Raw genomic sequence first — 16,585 nt, forward strand, 5'->3', positions numbered from 1 at the left:
ACAATGGGGGGTGAGTGCCGTGCCGGGCGGTCCGTGGAGTGCGGGGCGTGGGGCCCTGCCCGGAGGAATCACCGTCAGGACCGGCGGGAGACGCTGATGAACGGCTCGGTCCGGATAGGACATGTCGTCGGGGTGCCGCTGCGCATGCACTGGAGTGTGCCGCTGCTGGTGGTGCTCTTCGCGTACGGCCTCGGGCGGCAGACGCTGCCGGTGATCACTCCCGGCCGTTCGGCGCTGGTCTATGCCGTGGCCGGGGTCGTCGGGGCCGCGCTGCTCACTGCCAGTCTGCTGCTGCACGAGACCGCGCACGCCGCCATCGCGCGCCGCAAGCAGATCTCCGTCGAGGACGTGACCCTGTGGGCGCTGGGCGGGATCACGCGGATGGGGCGGCCGCAGAGCGCGTCCGCGGCCTTCGCGGTGGCCGTCAGCGGGCCGCTGACCAGCCTGGTCATCGGAGGCGTCGCGCTGGGGGCCGGCTTCGGGCTCGGCACACTGTCACTGGGGGCGGTGCCCGCGGTGGTCCTGGTGTGGCTGGGCTGGGCCAATGTGTTCCTGGGCGTGTTCAATCTGCTGCCGGCCGTCCCCCTGGACGGGGGCCGGGTGGTGCAGGCCCTGCTGTGGTGGCGCACCGGCGACCGCGACCGCGCCGATCTGGCGGCTTCCCGGGGCGGGCAGGTGATAGGCGGGCTGCTGGTGGCCGCCGGCTGGATAGCCGTACTGCGCGGGATGACGGGCGGGTTGTGGCTGGCGGTGATCGGGCTGTTCATCACGGTCGTCGCCGGGTCGGAGCGGCGTCGTGCGGCGCTGCAGTCGGCACTGCGCGGGGTGCGGGCGGCCGATGCGATGTCCAGCCCCGTGACGACCGGGGCGGACTGGCTGACGGTCCAGCGCTTCATCGACGAGGTGGCGGTGCAGACCGGTCACTCCGCCGTCCCGCTGTTGGACTTCGAGGGCCGGCCGAGCGGCGTGGTGCAGCTCCGCAGGCTGGCGTCGATACCGCTCGCCCAGCGCGAGGAACTCCGTGTGCGGGACGTGGCCACACCGCTGTCCCAGTGCGCGGTGGCCGCGCCGGACGATCTGCTGACCGAGGCGCTGGACAAGCTGTCCCTGACGACCGGGATGCGGATCCTGGTCGTCGACGCGGGGCACCTGGTGGGGATCATCACCGGGAAGGACGTCTCCCGGCTGATGCAGCGGCACACGCTGAGCGGCCGGGCGGGGCCCGGGTGAGCCCGCGGCTCCGGGGCGCGGCGGGATGTGTCGCGGAGGGCCCGACGAGGGAGCGACCGTGAGGGAGCGACGGCCATGGACACGCCGATGCGGTACATCACGGTTGCGGCGCTCAGCCACACCGGGCTGGTCCGTGAGCACAACGAGGACAGCCTCGTCGCCGGGCCGTGGACGCTGTGCGGCACGGTGACCGAGAACCCCCAGACGCTGGTGTTCCCGGTGGGCAGCCCCCTCGTGGTGGCGGTCGCCGACGGCATCGGCGGGCAGCCGGGCGGTGAGGTGGCCAGCGCGCTGACCGTGGCGCATCTGGCGGCCCTCGGGCCGTCGCTGGACAGCGTGGACGCGGTGCGGCAGGCGCTGACCCGGTGCAACCGCGCCGTATACGCCGCGGCCGAGCGGGACCGGGCGCTGACGGCGATGGGCACCACGGTGGCAGGCACCGTGGTGCTGCCCGATGCGCTGCTGGTCTTCAACGTCGGCGACAGCCGCGTCCTGGAGGCCGGGGAGGACGGTCTGCGTCAGGTGAGTGTGGACGACAGCCCGCCGCTGCGAGAGGGGCAGCGGACCACGTCGCTGGTGACCCAGGCCATCGGCGGCGCGCCTCGGTTCAGCGCGATCACCCCCCATGTGCGGTCCGTGCCGCTCGCCCAGGACCGGCGGTACGTGGTCTGCACCGACGGACTGACCGACCCGGTCTTGGAGGAGGACATCGCCGCGGTGCTGCGGGCGCACGACGGCGGGCGGGCCGTCTTCGAGCTGTGGAAGGCGGCCCTGCAGGCGGGCGCACCGGACAACATCACGCTGGCGCTGATCACCGTCGAGGCGGAGCAGGAATCGGAAATCGGGGGAGGAGAGGAACCGGAACCGCCCCGCTGATGCGGCCGGTCGGTCGCGCGCGGCGCCGGGGACCTGGTGGGGGACGCGGACCCACGGTCCAAAGCCCGGCGCGGCGTGGGGCGTTGGCCGGTTGTGGTCGGGCGCCGGGCCGATGCCGCCCTATGACCGGTCGCGAGGCAGTGACGGCAACCCCAGCCGGTCCCCGGTGTCGTCGTCGAATTCCGCACAGAACGCACCGATTGCGTCCTCAAGATGAGAGAAAGACCGTGCTGCGAACAAAACGGCCTGATAGCCGGAAATACGGTACGGAGTGCTGGCTGCTTGGCAGATGTCCAGTTCGCGCACTTCCCGGGCGTCGTGCGCGGCGATCTCCCCGTACGACGACAGCAGCGCCGCGCCATAGGCTTTCGGTACGCCGGATTCGGCGATCAGCCCGTATTCGAGGGTGTACCAATAGACCCGGCTCAGAATGTCCAGCGCCTCCGCGGTCCGCACCCGGTTCGCGGCCCGGCCGATGACCCGGTACAGCTCCGCGATGCGCGGCGACGACAGATGGATGCCGTGCCCGAACACGTCGTGCAGGACATCCGGTTCGGGGGTGTACAGCGGCACGGCCGGATGGCGTACGAACTGCACCGCATGGAAGTAGCCGTGCTCCATCGCCCCCAGGAACCGCTCGTTGGGCACCACCCCACCCGCCAGGGTGAGCGCGAACCCGGTGCGGGCCCGCAGCCCGGGGGTGATGTCGGTGTGCTGCGGAACCCCCTCGGCGGGGATCTCGGCGTCGTCCAGCGCCGCAAGCACCTCCCGGCAGGCGTGTGCCCGGTGCGCCGGGGCCAGCGCCTGATGCACCGTCCGCCAGGTCCGGTGCTCCTCCTCGGTGTACGCGACGTCCGGATACGGCGTCCCCACCTGGTGGTTCTCGGCGCGGGCGGCCAGGGCGTCGCGGCGCCGCCGATAGACCTGATCGCAGCGCCCGGGATGCTCGTTGGCGCGTCCCAGCCGCCCCTCCGCGGAGATCGGGGTGTACTTCCGTGCCGTGGTCATGGCTGTGAACCTGCCCCGCCGCGGGAGGAAGTTCACCTGGCGTAGCCCGCCGTAGGGCGGGGTATCGACCACCACCGGCACGCCCGCCACACCCTTCGGGATCTCAACGCAGATCCCGCTTCCGTATCGTTATTACTTCGTTTCTTGACGATTCGGGCTTCGGTGACGTTCACTCAGCCATTCATGGGCCGAGTCAGGGCGGCCCCTGTGGAGGTACATTTCATGAGGCCGATGAAGGCAATGGACGCAGTGAATGTGATGAATGCAACAATACGTCGCCGCGTCGTCGTCAGCGCGTTGGTGCTTTCGCTCGCCGCCCCCCTGGCGGCCTGCGGAAGTGATCATCAGGAAGCGCCCGAAGGGAAGGACCACATCGGCCTCCTCCTTCCCGAGAACAAATCCACGCGCTACGAGAATTTCGACCGCCGCATCATTTCCCGCAAGGTCGCCGCGCTCTGCCTCGAATGCACGGTGGACTACGCAAACGCCGAGTCCAGCGTCGAGGCCCAGCGCACCCAGTTCGAGGCCCTGGTGAAGAAGGGCGTCAAGGTGATCGTCCTGGACCCGGTCGACGCCCGCGCCGCCAAGGACTGGGTGGACTCCGCCGCACGTCAGGGCGTGCAGGTCATCGCCTACGACCGGCTCGCCGAGGGCGACGTCAAGGCGTATGTCTCCTACGACAACGAGAAGATCGGCCGGCTCCAGGGCGAGGGAATTCTGGCCGCGCTCGGCTCCCGGGCGGCCACCGCGGACATCGCGATGTTCAACGGCTCCCCGGACGACCCGAATGTCCCGTCCTTCAAGAAGGGCGCGCACGCTGCCCTCGACGGCAAGGTACGCAAGATCGTTTATGAGAAGGGCATCCCCGAGTGGTCCGAGGCCACCGCGAAGAAGGAGATGACCGATCTCCTCAACGCCCGTGGTGCGCAAGGCGTCGACGCGGTCTACTCGGCAAATGACGGGATGGCCGGCGGTATCGCCGACGCGCTGAAGTCCGCCGGGGCGAAAAACGTTCCGCTCAGTGGCCAGGACGCCGAACTGCCTGCCCTCCAGAGGGTGTTGAACGGCACTCAGTCGTTCACCATTTACAAGGAGGTGCGGCCGGAGGCGGAGACCGCCGCGGAGCTGGCCTTCCGTTTGCTGCGGGGGCAGAGCATCGCCTCGCTCACCTCCACCACCGCCGACAACGCGAGCCGGACCGGCATCCCGGCCAAGCTCTTCAAGGCCGTGATGGTCACCAAGGCGAACCTCAAGGGCACTCTCGTCGACAGCGGCGCCGTCCGCACCGACCTGCTGTGCACCCCGTCCGTCGCGGCGGAGTGCGCCTCCCTCGGCATCAAGTGAGCCGCCCCCGGGACCGCCGCACCTCACCACGGCCGGCCCCGGGCACCACCCCACGCATCACGGGACCCGCCGCCCCCAGGCCCTGCCCCGTCGGGTCGGGGTCGGAACGGCCCCAGGGCTCTTCTGACGGAGATCCGTCAGAAGAGCCCTAGCCCGTCTGCTTGGCCGCCGCCCCGCCCACGGCCTCGACCAGCGGCAGCATCCGATGTGGCACACGCTCGCGCAGCGCCATCTCCGTGCGGGTCCGCACCACTCCCGGCAGGCTGATCAGCCGCTGGATCACATCCTCCAGATGCGCCGCGTCCCGGGCCACCACCCGCGTCAGCAGGTCCCCGCCACCGGTCGTCGAGAACGCCTCGATGATCTGCGGCACCTCCGTCAGCGCGGCGGCCACCTCCTCCAGATGACCCTGCGTCACCTCGATGTGCACAAAGGCCAGCAGCGGGTGGTCCAGTGCGGCGGGCGAGAGCCGCGGGCCGTAGGCGGTGATCACCCCGTCCCGCTCCATGCGGTCCAGTCGCGCCTGCACCGTCCCGCGGGCGACGCTCAGCACCCGTGCGTACTCCCGCACGCTCGTCCGCGGCTGCTCCAGCAGCAGCCGGAGGATCTTCGCGTCCAGCGCGTCCACGGACATCGGCCCACGGCCTCCTCACGGTCTGCGGGTTGGTCGGCGGTGAGCCGAAAGTGCTCGGAGTTTTCCGGGGACAGATCCATTATCCAGCCGCGGAGCCCCTCCTGTCACCGTACCCAAGAACGATCTTTTGTGCCGATTCGCGCAGTTAGCGTTGCGGCATCCGGCCCGACACGGGGCCACCGACGAAGCCTGGAACGCAGATGACGTACGACGCACAGCAAAACGGCCCCGACGACCACCTCGCCGCGGTGGCCGCCGAACTCGTCGCCATGGCCGCCGAGGACAACGCGGCCGCACCCCGTGCCAACAGCGACGACTTCGCCGACCAGTTGGCCTGGCGCCGGCTGACCGCCCGCCACGCCGACCGCCTCACCGAGATCCTCGACGCCCACGGCTGGCCCACCGCGGACCGCTTCGGCGCCGACGCCGCCCGCGCCGCCTGGCTCATCGCCCAGCACGCCGACCGCCAACTCGACGTCCAGCGCCGCGCCCTGGGCCTGCTCGAACGCGCCGTCGCCGACGGCCTCGCCACCTCCCGAGACCTGGCCTTCCTCCAGGACCGCACACTCGTCAACGACGGTCGCGAACAGGTCTACGGCACCCAGATCGCCGGCATCCGCAACGGCACCCCCATCCCCTGGCCCTGCGAGAACCCGTCCCAGATGGACCGGCGCCGCGCAGAGGTGGGCATCCCACCCTTCGACGCATACGTCGCCCGGTTCGCCTGAACACCGCCCGCATCAGATCACCCTGAGGGTCGTCTTGTTCTCGGTGGCTGAGCTGGTGCCCACGTAGAGGTCGAAGGTGCCGGGCTCCAGGCGGAAGTCGCCGTGCGGGGCGTTGGTCCAGAAGCCGAGGTCGTCCGCGGTCAGACGGAACGCCACCGTGCGGGTCGTTCCCGGGGGCAGGGTCACCCGCCGGAAGCCGCGCAGGCGGCGGACCGGCTGGGCGATGCTGGCGGCCCGGTCGTGGAGGTAGAGCTGGACGACCTCGTCGCCGGTCCGGGAGCCGGTGTTGGTGACGGTCGTCGCGACCTCGACGGTCTCGCCGCGGCGGAGGGCGCTCGCCGCGATCCGGTCGGTGCTGACCTCGGGCGCGCCGGTGCGGAACGTCGTGTAGCTCAGGCCGTGGCCGAACGGGAACTGCGGTCCGTCGGGGAGGTCGAGGTACTTCGAGGTGTACTTGTCGTCCGGGTCGTAGGGGCGGCCGGTGTTCTCGTGGTTGTAGTGGATCGGGATCTGGCCGACCGAGCGGGGGAACGACACCGGCAGCTTGCCGCCCGGGTCGGTCCTGCCGAACAGCACGTCGGCGATGGCGTGGCCCGCCTCGATGCCGGGGTGCCAGGCCACCAGCACCGCCGGGGTCCGGGCCAGCCAGTCGCCGAGGGTCAGCGGGCGGCCGTTGACCAGCACTACCGCGAACGGCCGGCCGGTGCCGGCGATCGCCTCGACCAGCCGCTCCTGGGCGCCCGGCAGCCCGATGTCGCTGCGTGCGGCGGCCTCCCCGCTGAGCGCCGGGGGTTCGCCCACCACCACGACCGTCACCTCGGAGGCGGTGGCCGCCGCGACGGCCGCCGGGATGCCGCCGGTGTCGTTGCCCTGCGGGTCCACGCCGCGGGCGTACCGCACCGTGCTGCGCGGTGCCGCCTGCCGCACCGCGTCCAGCACCGTGCCGGCCGGGAACTTCCGGGCGGCGGGCGGCATCACCCATGTCCCCAGCAGGTCGGGGGAGTCGGCGAACGGCCCCACCACCGCGATCGAGCCGGTCTTCGCGTGCAGCGGCAGCACCCCGCGGTCGTTCTTCAGCAGCACCATCGACCGGCTCGCGGCGTCCCGGGCCGCCGCCCGGGCCTCGGCCGACGGCCCGCCGATCGCCTTCCCCTCGTCGGCATACGGGTGCGCGAACAGCCCCAGCGCGTACTTCAGCCGCAGCACCCGCGCGACCGCCTCGTCCAGCCGCCGCGCACTGATCCGCCCCTCCCGGAGGAGCCGCCTGCCGTGGGTGACCAGGGTGGTGCTGGTCATCTCCATGTCGACGCCCGCGCCGAGCGCCAGCCGAGCGGCGTCCGCGCCGTCCTCCGCGACCCCGTGCGGGACGAGTTCCTGCACGCCGTTCCAGTCGCTCACCACCATCCCGTCGAAGCCCCACTCCCGCCGCAGGACGTCGGTGAGGGTGTGCGGGTTGGCGTGCGCGGGGACGCCGGCGATGGTGTTGAACGAGGCCATCACGGTCGCCACCCCGGAGTCCACCGCGGCCCGGAACGGCGGGAGGTGGAGGTTCCGCAGCCGGGACTCGGAGACGTCCACGGTGTTGTAGTCGCGGCCGCCCTCGGCGCCCCCGTACGCCACGAAGTGCTTGGCGCAGGCGGCGATCCGGTCCGCGTCGGCGAGCCGTTCCCCTTGGTAGCCGCGGACCTTGGCGGCGGCGAACGCGGCGGTCAGGTACGGGTCCTCGCCGTTGCCCTCGGCGATCCGGCCCCAGCGCGGTTCGTGCGTCACGTCCATCATCGGCGCGAACGTCCAGTGCACGCCGTTGGACCGGGCCTCCCGCGCCGAGATCTCCGCGTCCCGCGCCGCGACCCGCGGATCGAAGCTGGCGGCCTGGGCCAGCGGGATGGGGAACGTCGTCCAGAAGCCGTGGATGACATCGAGCCCGAACAGCAGCGGGATGCCCAGCCGCGACTCCTCGACGGCGATCCGCTGGAGCCGGTTGCAGGTACGGGCGCCGAAGATGCTGAGCACCGAGCCCAACTTCCCCCTGCGGGCGGCCTCTTCGACTGCCCTGGTCCCCGGCCCGCCGGGCCCGGTGTCGTACGCCCACGGGAGCTGCTGCAACTGCCCCAGCTTCTCGTCGGTGGTCATCCGCGCCAGCAGTGCGGCGACCTGCCGGTCGTACGGTCCGGGGCGGTCTCCGGGCGCCGGTGCGGGCTCCCCCGGCCCGGTCGAGGCGCTCGCCCCGGTCGCTGCGCTCGCGGCGGCCCGGGGGCGCGCCGGTGCCTGGGGAGTTCCGGTGTTCGCCAGACCGGCGGCCGCCGCGGTGCCGCCGGCGGCGGCGAGCAGGGAGCGACGTCGTAGCCCACCCATGCCTCCACCTTTTCATCCGGAGCGGGTAAAGGTTTTCTCAAGGCGCCAGGAGCGGAAGTGACGGTAAGTGCACGGGCGTTGACCGTCAAGAGCCGTGCGGTCGCCATGTGGGAGTCAGGTCGGAGTCGGGCCGGTCATGCAGCGGGCCTGTGCGGGCCGGTACCCGGGGCTGCCTCGGATCTGCCTCGGGACTGCGTCGGAGCCGTGCCCGGATCCGTGGGGCCGGGCTGGTCGCGGACCGAGTGGTGGATCATGATGCCGGCATGACGAAGCCTCCCGTACTGGCGACCGCCGCACGCCTCGACGACTTCACCCCCGGCCAGCTGACCGAGATCCTCGGCGACGGTCCCGACCCCTTCGGCGTCGACGACGCGGGCCTGATCTGGCTGCCCAAGGAAGAGCACTTCGGCATCCGGCTCGACGGGCGTCTGGTGGCCCACGCCGGCCTGCGGCGGCTGCCGATCGAGATCGACGGGACCACGACCTCGGTCATCGGCGTCGGCGGGGTCGCGGTGGCGTCGGACCTGCGCGGCCACGGGCTTGCGCGGCGGGTGGTGGCGGCCGCGCTGGACCACGCCCGCACCATGGGCCCGGACCACGGTCTTCTCTTCTGCCGCCCGCCGCTGGTCGCCCTCTACGCACGGCTCGGCTGGCGGGAGGTCCGCGCGGAGGTGCGGGTCGAGCAGCCGTCCGGGCCGGTGGTGATGCCGCTGCGGACGATGTGGACGCCGCTGCGCGACGGGGCCGGGTGGCCGTCCGGCCCCGTGCGGCTGCGCTCCCTGCCCATGTGAGGAGGCGCTGCCCGTGCGCCCGGCGCCGCCCGGGCCCGCGGTCCGGGGCCGCCTCGGCTGGACCGTTGGCCCGCTGTTGGCGCATCGAATCCCTTTCGTACTGGACCAATGGCCCAGCATTTTCGTCATCTCTTGAGCCAGCTGGCCGCTTGATGGTGAGATGATCCCGTCGATGGCGCTGCGGATCCCGCGGCGCCTTTTTCATGGGCTGTTTCCCGCGCCGGTGCACCGACCGGCGCGGACGAGGGATGCACACGAAGGGGAGGCCGTGCTGAAGAGGATGTTCGTGGCCCCGGATCCCGGACGGCTGCGGCTGCGCAGCGGCGCCCGGGCCGTCCTGGGCGTCGGGGCCGCGGTGACGGCGGCGGGACTCGCCGCCCAGTCGCTGCCCGCGGCCATCGCCGGCGGGCTCGCCGCCCTGCTCGCGCTCTTCACCGTCGGCGACCCCACGGTGCGCGGCCAGGCCCTGACCACGGCACTGCTGCCGGTCGCCGGCCTTCCCGTCCTCGTCGCGGCGACCGCGCTCCACGGCCACCCCCTGCTGCGCGACGCGGCGTTCCTCGGCGTCGTCGGCGCCGGCGTCTACGCGCGCCGCTGGGGCCCGCGCGGCCACGCTCTGGGGATCTTCGCGTTCATGATGTTCTTCATGGTGCAGTTCCTGCACGCGACCCCGGCCCGGCTGCCGGAGCTGTGCGCCGCGCTCGCGCTCGGGCTGCTCGCCTCGTCGGCGGTCCGCTTCGGCCTGTGGTGCTACGAGCGCCGGATGCCGCCGCCCGCCGCGGTGCCCCCGCCCGCCGGCCGCGGCCTGGCCCGGATCACCACCCGGCAGGCGGTCCAGGCGACCGCCGCCTGCGGCTTCGCACTCGCCGTCGGCCAGGCGCTGTCCCAGGACCGCTGGTACTGGGCGGTGGTCTCGGCCTGGTGGATCTTCGTCAACACCGCCTCCCGCGGCGAGACCCTGGTCCGCGGCTTCCGGCGGGTTCTGGGCACCGTCACCGGCATCGCGATCGGTCTGCTGGTCGCCGTCCCGCTGCACGGCGCCCCGGCCCCCACGGCGGCGCTGGTCGCCGTCTGCGTCTTCGGTGTCTTCTACACCGCGGGGCCGTCGTACAGCTGGATGATGTTCTTCGTCACCGTCATGGCCGGCCTGCTCTACGGCCTGCTCGGCGTCCTGCATCCCGGGCTGCTGGCGCTGCGGCTGGAGCAGACCGCGGTCGGCGCGCTGGGCGCCGCGCTGGCGGTGGCACTGGTGCTGCCGGTCACCACGCACGCCGCGACCGACGCCTGGATCCAGCGCGCGGTGCACTGCGTACGGGACTGCACCGCGGTCGCCGCCCGCCGGCTCGCCGGGGACGACGCGGCCGACCCCGCCCGGCACGTCGCCGAGCTGGAACTCCTGCTGGCCCGCGTGCGGCTGTCCCTGGTGCCGCTGCTGCACCCGCTCAACCCGTTGCGGCACCGCAAGGCCCGCGCCCGTCAGGTCGTGGCCTGCCTGGACGAGTGCGCCGCGCAGGTGCGGGGCCTGGCCGAGGTGGCCGCCGACCCGGCGGCCTCGCACGACGCCCGGCTGACCGCGGCCTGCCAGCGGGTGACGGCCGTGGTGGGCACGCTGTTCGCGCCCGGCCCGGAGGCCGGCGCCGCGCTCGACGGTCCGGCCGCGGCCCCGGCCCACCACCCCGGTGCCGAACGCGCCCTGGCCCATCTGCACGGCCTGGAGTCCGCGCTGACCGCACTGGCGCACCCGGTGCGCAGCTCGCCCCGGGCACCGTTCGCCGCGTCCTGACGGCGGCCGGGCGCGTGGGCCGGGGCGGGCCGGCCCACCCACCGTCCACTCCCGGCCATCGCCGGCGCCGCCCCCATCCGCCCTGTTAGCGTCGCCCGCACAGCGGGACACCGTCCGGACGGCACCTGCCGCGCCCGTTCCGGCGCCCGGCCGGACGGGTCCGACACACAGGCGGACGAGGGGCGGCGACCAGTGGCGACGACGGGACCAGCGGCCGAGCGGACCACCGACGGACCGGCGCACGGGGACGGCCCGCGGGCCTACCTCGGCTCCTTCACCACCGCCGGTGGCCTCGGCATCACCACCGCGGCCGTCGACCCGGATTCCGGTGCGCTCACCCCGCTGCACTCCACGGGCGCCGTCCCCAACCCCTCCTACCTGGTGCCGGACCCCGGCCGCCGCCTCCTCTACGCCGTCAGCGAGACCCCCGACGGCGCGGCCGCCGCCTTCCGCCTCACCCCCGAAGGCCCCGCCCTGCTCGCGCCGCCGGTCCCCGTCGGCGGCGCCGACCCCACCCACCTCACCCTGACCGCCGGCCACCTCGTCACCGCCAACTACAGCTCGGGCGACGTCAGTACGCTCCCCGTACGGGACGGCGGCACCCTCGGCGGACCCGTACGCGTCCTCGCCCACCACGGCAGCGGCCCCCGGACCGACCGCCAGGAGGGCCCGCACGCCCACTGCGTCCGGCCCGACCCCGCCGGCCGGTGGCTGCTCAGCGTCGATCTCGGCACCGACGCGGTCCGGGTCTGCGCCCTCGACCCGGCGACCGGCACGCTGACCGTGCGGCACGAGACGCGGCTGCGCCCCGGCGGCGGGCCCCGGCACCTCGCCTTCCACCCGCGCGGCGACCTCGTCTGCGTCGTCAACGAACTCGCCCCGACCCTCACCCTCTGCCGGTGGGACGCCGACCGCGGCACGCTGACGCCACTGGGGGAGACCCCGCTGCTCCCCGACGGAGCGGAGGGCACCGGACCGACGTTCCCCTCCGCTCTGGTCCTCTCCCACGACGGCCGGTTCGCCTGGGCCGCCAACCGCGGCCACGACAGCATCGCGGTGCTCTCCCTGGACGCCGCGGCCGGGACCGCGGCGCTCGTCACGACCGTGCCGTGCGGCGGCCACTGGCCCCGCGACCTCGCACTGCACCCCGACGGGCGGCACCTCTACGCCGCCAACGAACGCTCCGGCGACATCACGTGGTTCACCCTCGACCCGGAGACCGGCGTCCCGGCCCGCGGCGGCTCGGTCCCGGCGCCGGCCGCCTCGTGCGTGGTCTTCGCCTGACGGACCGCCCGGCGGCGGTCATCCCTGGGGGAAGCGCCCGCCGAAGTACACCTCGGTCTCGGTGAGCTTCCCGTCCCGCACCGTCATCACCTCGACGTTGCGGTGGCGTTCGCCGGTCCTGAGTTCGTACGCGTAGCGGACGAAGACCCGGCCGCCGCCGAACGGCACGGCGTCGAGGAGCTCCTGGGAGCGGAGGCGGTCCGCGGTCGGGAAGCAGACCTCCAGGAACGTCTCCCGGCCGATGTGGTCGTCCTGCGGACTGGTGAAGACGAACTCCTCGGCGAGCAGCCGCTCCATGGCCGGCCGGTCCTGGGCCAGGTACGCGTCGAAGCAGGCCCGGACGACGTCCTCGGGGGCGGCGGTGGTGTCCGGCACGGTGGCCTCCTACGGGGAGGGGCGGAAGGGCGGTGCCATGACGGTAGACGAGTCGGCCGCGCCCGGCACCGGGGCCTCGTGGACGGCCCGGCGCGGGCCGGTGCTCAAGGGGGCGCGTCGCGGCCGCGGAGCGCCCCGCTCAGGGCTTTCCGGCCCTGCCCGGTCCCTGGGAGTCCGCCCCGCCTTCACGGGCCGTCTGACGGGCGTTCACGCCGCTCAGCGGGGTTGTGGCCGGGGCAGGGCAGAGGCCAGGCAGCGCGGAGGGCCGCCCCGCGCTCGGCGCGGGACGGCCCTCGGTGAACGGGGTGCGGCTCCGGTCGTGCCACCGGCGCCGCGCGGGCCTACCGGACGGGCGCCCCCGACCTCTGGCCCGGCAGGGTGATCCCCACCGCCGCCGCGTAGTTCGACAGCACCAGCCGGCCCACCGCGCCGTACGCGCCCAGCGCCTCTGCCGAGGCGCAGCCCGCCTCCTCCGCGGCCGCCCCCAGCAGGCCGTCGGCGAGTTCCGGGCCGATCAGGTACGGGGCCAGCGCCAGCTGCTGTGAGCCGGACGAGCGCAGCTGCTCCGCGGTGCGGGCGATGGCGCCCTCCTCGTCCAGACCGGCCGCCAGCACCGGCACGGCCAGCCGGGCGGAGAGCAGCATGCCGGTGATCCCGGCGGCCTGCACCGCCTCCTCGCCGCCGACGGTGGCGAGGATGATGCCGTCCGCCGCGGTGGCGACGGTGAACAGCCGGGCCCGGTCGGCGCGGGCCAGTCCGGCCTCGGACAGCCGGACGTGCAGCGCCTCGGCCAGCAGCGGGTGCGGGCCCAGGACGTCGGTCAGTTCGGCCCCGGAGGCGCTGTTCAGGACGGCCTGGCGTATCCGGCGCAGCAGTGCGCTGTCCGGGCCGGCCAGCAGCGGGACGACGACCGCGGCCGGGCCGGGGTCCGACTGGCCGGTCTCGGCCACCCGGGCGTTCTGCTCGGCGGCGGCCGCGGCCAGCACCGCCTCCAGGGACGGGAACTCCTCGTTGCCGCCGTCGACGTAGCCGATCCGCGCGTCGAGGCCGGGCAGTTCGGAGCGGGCGATGCTGGAGACCTCCTCCGCCAGGCTGCGCGAGCCGGCGGTCGGAGTGCCGGGCACGGCCAGGACCAGGGCGGGTGCGCCCTCGGGTGCGGCGAGCGGCTCCGGCTTGCGGTGGCGACCGGAGGGCCGCGTGCGCGGCGTACGAACGGGCAGGCCGGGGGCTGCGGCGTCAATGCGGGGCGAGCCAGGTGCGGGCCCAGTGGGGGAACTCATGGCGCCGCATGCTAACGCCTCGTCGCGCCCGACCGCCGAGGGAGGGTTCCGCCACGAGGTATCCGTCCCGTTTTATCCCGCGCGTCGTGGTGGCGGGGCCGCCACGTGCCCTGTGATCTGCAACAACTTGCCGTCGACGGGCAGTGCCAGGCGGTCCGCGGCCAGTGCCGCCGCGAGCGCCAGCGCACCGTCGAGCGGGCTCCCGGACGCCTCGATCGGACGCGCGCCGGGCAGCCGTTCGGCGAGCGCGGCGCGGAGCGGGGACAGCAGGGGGTCGCCCAGTGCGAGCAGACCGCCGGTGAGCGCGACCGCGGCGCCGGGACCGGGCGGGCATACCGCGGCGGCGGAGTCGGCGATGTGGCGCGCCGCGTCCCCCAGGATCCCGGCGGCGACCGCGTCCCCGTCGGCGCAGCGCGCCACCTCGGGGGCGAACGAGGCCAGCACGGCGGGCCGGTCGGGCCGCGGATAGAGCGCGGCGGGCAGCCCGCCGACCGGGCCGAACACCGCCTCCGCCCGGGCCAGCAGCGGCGCGGAGCCGCCGGGGCGGCCGTCGTGGGCGCGCAGTGCCGCCTCCAGCCCGGCCCGCCCGATCCAGGCGCCACTGCCGCAGTCGCCCAGCAGATGACCCCAGCCGTCGGCCCGGCGCCAGCCGCCGGTCGGCGTCAGGTCGGTGCCCAGGGCGACCAGGCCGGTGCCGGCGGCGACCACGGCACCGGGGCGCTGGCCGAGCGTCCCGGCGTAGGCGGTCACCGCGTCGGCGGCGAGTGCCAGGCGGTGGACCCCGAAGGCGGTGGCCAGCGCCTCGGGCAGCCGGGCGCGCAGCGCGGCGCCGAGGGTGCCCATGCCGGCGGCGCCGACGCACGCTGCGGCGAACCGGTCCGCGCCCACCTGCTGCGCCAACTCGGCGCCGGCGGGGAGGAGTTGGGCGAGCAGATGGTCCGCGTCGATGCCGGCCGGGCCGGTGCGGACCGGCTCGCGCGAGGTGAACGTGGCCGCCGGCCGGGGCGGTTCGCCGCCGGCACCCACCCGGGCCACCGCGATCCGCAGCCCGGACCCGCCCGAGTCCACCCCCAGGACGTGGTCCCCGGCGCGCACCCCCGCGGACTCAGCCAAGGCCGCGGGAGTCCTGCTTGAGGGCGGTGTCGACGGTCAGCGCGGTGGCCACGACCAGGCTCGACAGCGGGTCGGGCAGCTGCCGGTGGATCTGCAGGACGTAGTTGTCCGCGGTGGTGAACATCGTCTTGGCCAGGCCCTCCCAGGTCTTGGTGATCCGGGCGACCTCGGTCTCGGTGTGGTCGACGATCGCGAAGTTCCAGGCGCGCCAGTTCTCCGCCCTGATGGCGCCGACCTGCCGGCCGTCGACCGTCATCGCGAAATTGATCTTCCCGACGGCGTTCTGCTGGACGATCTCGCCGACCGGCCGGCCGTCCGGACGCGCCACCAGCACCTTGGACTTGATGAGCTTCGCGGGCCGGGTCAGCACCAACTGCGGCTGCCCGTAGGCGTCCCGGATCTCCAGCTTGTGGGTCATGTACTGGTCGAGGCTGGAGACCACCCGGAACACCTTCCTGGCGGTGCTCTGGCCGATCTCGACGACCGAACCGAGGGTGTTGCCGTGCTGGTCGTAGACCGCGTACTCGTTGGTCACCTCGATGAGCTTGGCCTTCTGGTTGACCACCAGCACGGGCTCGGTGAAGAGCGTGCCGCCGCCCGGCCCGGTGGGGCCCACCCCGGCCTGCTGCTGCACCTGGCGCTGGACGCCGGCCTGCTGCTGTGCCTGGTGGTGCGCCTCGGCGGAGTACGGGCCCGGCTGGCCCGGCTGCTGTCCCGGCATCTGCTGGGGGTGGCCGCCCTGTTGGCCGTAGGGGGCGCCGCCGGGCTGCTGCCCGTACGGGGCCTGGGCCGGCTGCTGCGCGAACGGCTGCGCCTGCGGCTGCGATACCTGAGGCTGAGGTGTCTGCGGGGGCACCTGCTGCGGCGCGGCCTGCGCGGCGTGCGGGGCGCCCGACGGAGCGGCCTGCCCCTGCGGCTGTGCCTGCTGACCGGGGTGGGTGTGCCCCGTCCACTGGGAACCGTCCCACCAGCGGAGTTGATGGGGGGTGCCCTGTGGATCGGCGTACCAGCCCGCAGGGATGTTCGCATTCGTCATATGCGGAAGACTATCGCCAGGCCGCGGAGCTCGGCCGGGGTCAGGGCAGCCGCCAGTCCACCGGCTGGGCTCCCTGCCGCACGAGGAGATCGTTGACCCGGCTGAACGGCCGCGAGCCGAAGAAGCCGCGGTCCGCGGACATGGGGGAGGGGTGCGCGGACTCCACGGCCGGCATCCCGCCCAGCAGCGGCCGCAGATTGCGCGCGTCGCGCCCCCACAGCACCGCCACCAGCGGGCCGCCGCGCGCCACCAGCGCCCGGATGGCCTGTTCGGTGACCTGCTCCCAGCCCTTGCCGCGATGCGCCGCGGGCTTGCGCGGCGCGGTGGTCAGCGCTCTGTTCAGCAGCAGGACGCCCTGCTGGGTCCACGGGGTGAGGTCGCCGTTGGAAGGCCGGGGCAGCCCGAGGTCGGAGTGCAGCTCGCGGAAGATGTTCTCCAGGCTTCCGGGCAGCGGCCGGACGTCCGGCGCCACGGAGAAGCTCAGCCCGACCGCGTGCCCCGGGGTGGGGTAGGGGTCCTGTCCGACGATGAGCACCCGTACCTCATCGAAGGGTTGCTGGAAGGCCCGCAGCACATTGCTGCCGGCCGGGAGGTACGTCCGGCCCGCGGCGATCTCCGCCCGCAGGAAGTCGCCCATCGCGGCGATCTGCCCGGCGACCGGCTCAAGTGCCTTGGCCCAGCCTGGTTCGACGATGTCTTGGAGAGGTCGTGCAGCCACGGGATCACCCTACTGGCCGATGCACCCTCC

At 73.8% G+C, this 16,585-nt stretch carries 15 protein-coding genes; 7 read left to right on the forward strand and 8 right to left on the reverse strand.

The window, feature by feature from the left end; all coding sequences use genetic code 11:
- Nucleotides 1-96 precede the first annotated feature (96 nt).
- Nucleotides 97-1,230, forward strand: a complete 1,134-nt coding sequence (locus K2224_RS29175; protein ID WP_221910191.1) for a site-2 protease family protein — start codon at nt 97-99, stop codon at nt 1,228-1,230.
- Between the two features lie 87 nt (nt 1,231-1,317).
- Nucleotides 1,318-2,106, forward strand: coding sequence for a PP2C family serine/threonine-protein phosphatase (locus K2224_RS29180; RefSeq protein WP_221912019.1), 789 nt, complete (start codon nt 1,318-1,320; stop codon nt 2,104-2,106).
- A gap of 120 nt (nt 2,107-2,226) precedes the next feature.
- Here the strand turns inward: K2224_RS29180 and K2224_RS29185 are convergent, their stop codons facing one another.
- Nucleotides 2,227-3,114 carry a phenylalanine 4-monooxygenase gene (locus K2224_RS29185; protein WP_221910192.1) on the reverse strand — a complete coding sequence of 296 codons (888 nt, stop codon included), beginning with the start codon at nt 3,112-3,114 and terminating at the stop codon, nt 2,227-2,229.
- Nucleotides 3,115-3,372: 258 nt separating this feature from the next.
- Between K2224_RS29185 and K2224_RS29190 the strand changes: the two genes are divergently transcribed.
- Complete coding sequence (locus K2224_RS29190) at nt 3,373-4,458, forward strand: sugar ABC transporter substrate-binding protein (RefSeq protein ID WP_221910193.1); 1,086 nt, start codon at nt 3,373-3,375, stop codon at nt 4,456-4,458.
- A 148-nt stretch (nt 4,459-4,606) separates the two neighbouring features.
- On the opposite strand, the gene K2224_RS29195 is transcribed toward K2224_RS29190, so the two are convergent.
- Complete coding sequence (locus K2224_RS29195) at nt 4,607-5,092, reverse strand: Lrp/AsnC family transcriptional regulator (RefSeq protein WP_221910194.1); 486 nt, start codon at nt 5,090-5,092, stop codon at nt 4,607-4,609.
- 200 nt (nt 5,093-5,292) lie between these two features.
- Here K2224_RS29195 and K2224_RS29200 point away from each other — a divergent pair, with 200 nt between their 5' ends.
- On the forward strand, nt 5,293-5,820 hold the full coding sequence (locus K2224_RS29200; RefSeq protein ID WP_221910195.1) for a DUF6624 domain-containing protein: 528 nt from the start codon (nt 5,293-5,295) through the stop codon (nt 5,818-5,820).
- 12 nt (nt 5,821-5,832) lie between these two features.
- On the opposite strand, the gene bglX is transcribed toward K2224_RS29200, so the two are convergent.
- A complete protein-coding gene (gene bglX, locus K2224_RS29205) occupies nt 5,833-8,175 on the reverse strand; it encodes a beta-glucosidase BglX (protein ID WP_221910196.1) in 2,343 nt (780 codons plus the stop codon).
- A 263-nt stretch (nt 8,176-8,438) separates the two neighbouring features.
- On the opposite strand from bglX, the gene K2224_RS29210 reads away from it, so the two are divergent.
- From K2224_RS29210 to K2224_RS29220, 3 genes are all read left to right on the forward strand, one after another.
- Nucleotides 8,439-8,966 carry a GNAT family N-acetyltransferase gene (locus K2224_RS29210; protein WP_221910197.1) on the forward strand — a complete coding sequence of 176 codons (528 nt, stop codon included), beginning with the start codon at nt 8,439-8,441 and terminating at the stop codon, nt 8,964-8,966.
- Between the two features lie 280 nt (nt 8,967-9,246).
- Entirely contained in the window at nt 9,247-10,749 is a 1,503-nt protein-coding gene (locus K2224_RS29215; protein WP_221912020.1) for an FUSC family protein, read from the forward strand.
- Between the two features lie 192 nt (nt 10,750-10,941).
- Entirely contained in the window at nt 10,942-12,033 is a 1,092-nt protein-coding gene (locus K2224_RS29220) for a lactonase family protein (protein ID WP_221910198.1), read from the forward strand.
- Nucleotides 12,034-12,051: 18 nt separating this feature from the next.
- Here the strand turns inward: K2224_RS29220 and K2224_RS29225 are convergent, their stop codons facing one another.
- From K2224_RS29225 to K2224_RS29245, 5 genes are all read right to left on the reverse strand, one after another.
- On the reverse strand, nt 12,052-12,408 hold the full coding sequence (locus K2224_RS29225) for a nuclear transport factor 2 family protein (RefSeq protein ID WP_221910199.1): 357 nt from the start codon (nt 12,406-12,408) through the stop codon (nt 12,052-12,054).
- Between the two features lie 341 nt (nt 12,409-12,749).
- A complete protein-coding gene (locus K2224_RS29230) occupies nt 12,750-13,688 on the reverse strand; it encodes a hypothetical protein (RefSeq protein WP_221910200.1) in 939 nt (312 codons plus the stop codon).
- A gap of 72 nt (nt 13,689-13,760) precedes the next feature.
- A complete protein-coding gene (locus tag K2224_RS29235) occupies nt 13,761-14,801 on the reverse strand; it encodes an N-acetylglucosamine kinase (protein ID WP_221910201.1) in 1,041 nt (346 codons plus the stop codon).
- Nucleotides 14,794-15,837 (reverse strand): phospholipid scramblase-related protein, encoded by a 1,044-nt coding sequence (locus K2224_RS29240; protein ID WP_221910202.1) that lies wholly within the window; start codon nt 15,835-15,837, stop codon nt 14,794-14,796. The genes K2224_RS29235 and K2224_RS29240 overlap by 8 nt, the downstream gene beginning before the upstream one ends.
- Nucleotides 15,838-15,877: 40 nt before the next feature.
- Entirely contained in the window at nt 15,878-16,555 is a 678-nt protein-coding gene (locus K2224_RS29245; protein WP_221910203.1) for a uracil-DNA glycosylase, read from the reverse strand.
- Nucleotides 16,556-16,585: the final 30 nt, after the last annotated feature.

This window comes from Streptomyces sp. BHT-5-2 (assembly GCF_019774615.1).
Taxonomy (GTDB): domain Bacteria; phylum Actinomycetota; class Actinomycetes; order Streptomycetales; family Streptomycetaceae; genus Streptomyces.

Excerpts from the sequence above, each read along its gene's own strand:
- K2224_RS29175 (WP_221910191.1), top strand. The coding sequence starts at position 97 with ATGAACGGCTCGGTCCGGATAGGACATGTCGTCGGGGTGCCGCTGCGC.
- K2224_RS29180 (WP_221912019.1), top strand. The coding sequence starts at position 1,318 with ATGCGGTACATCACGGTTGCGGCGCTCAGCCACACCGGGCTGGTCCGT.
- K2224_RS29185 (WP_221910192.1), bottom strand. The coding sequence starts at position 3,114 with ATGACCACGGCACGGAAGTACACCCCGATCTCCGCGGAGGGGCGGCTG.
- K2224_RS29190 (WP_221910193.1), top strand. The coding sequence starts at position 3,373 with ATGAATGCAACAATACGTCGCCGCGTCGTCGTCAGCGCGTTGGTGCTT.
- K2224_RS29195 (WP_221910194.1), bottom strand. The coding sequence starts at position 5,092 with ATGTCCGTGGACGCGCTGGACGCGAAGATCCTCCGGCTGCTGCTGGAG.
- K2224_RS29200 (WP_221910195.1), top strand. The coding sequence starts at position 5,293 with ATGACGTACGACGCACAGCAAAACGGCCCCGACGACCACCTCGCCGCG.
- bglX (WP_221910196.1), bottom strand. The coding sequence starts at position 8,175 with ATGGGTGGGCTACGACGTCGCTCCCTGCTCGCCGCCGCCGGCGGCACC.
- K2224_RS29210 (WP_221910197.1), top strand. The coding sequence starts at position 8,439 with ATGACGAAGCCTCCCGTACTGGCGACCGCCGCACGCCTCGACGACTTC.
- K2224_RS29215 (WP_221912020.1), top strand. The coding sequence starts at position 9,247 with ATGTTCGTGGCCCCGGATCCCGGACGGCTGCGGCTGCGCAGCGGCGCC.
- K2224_RS29230 (WP_221910200.1), bottom strand. The coding sequence starts at position 13,688 with ATGAGTTCCCCCACTGGGCCCGCACCTGGCTCGCCCCGCATTGACGCC.
- K2224_RS29240 (WP_221910202.1), bottom strand. The coding sequence starts at position 15,837 with ATGACGAATGCGAACATCCCTGCGGGCTGGTACGCCGATCCACAGGGC.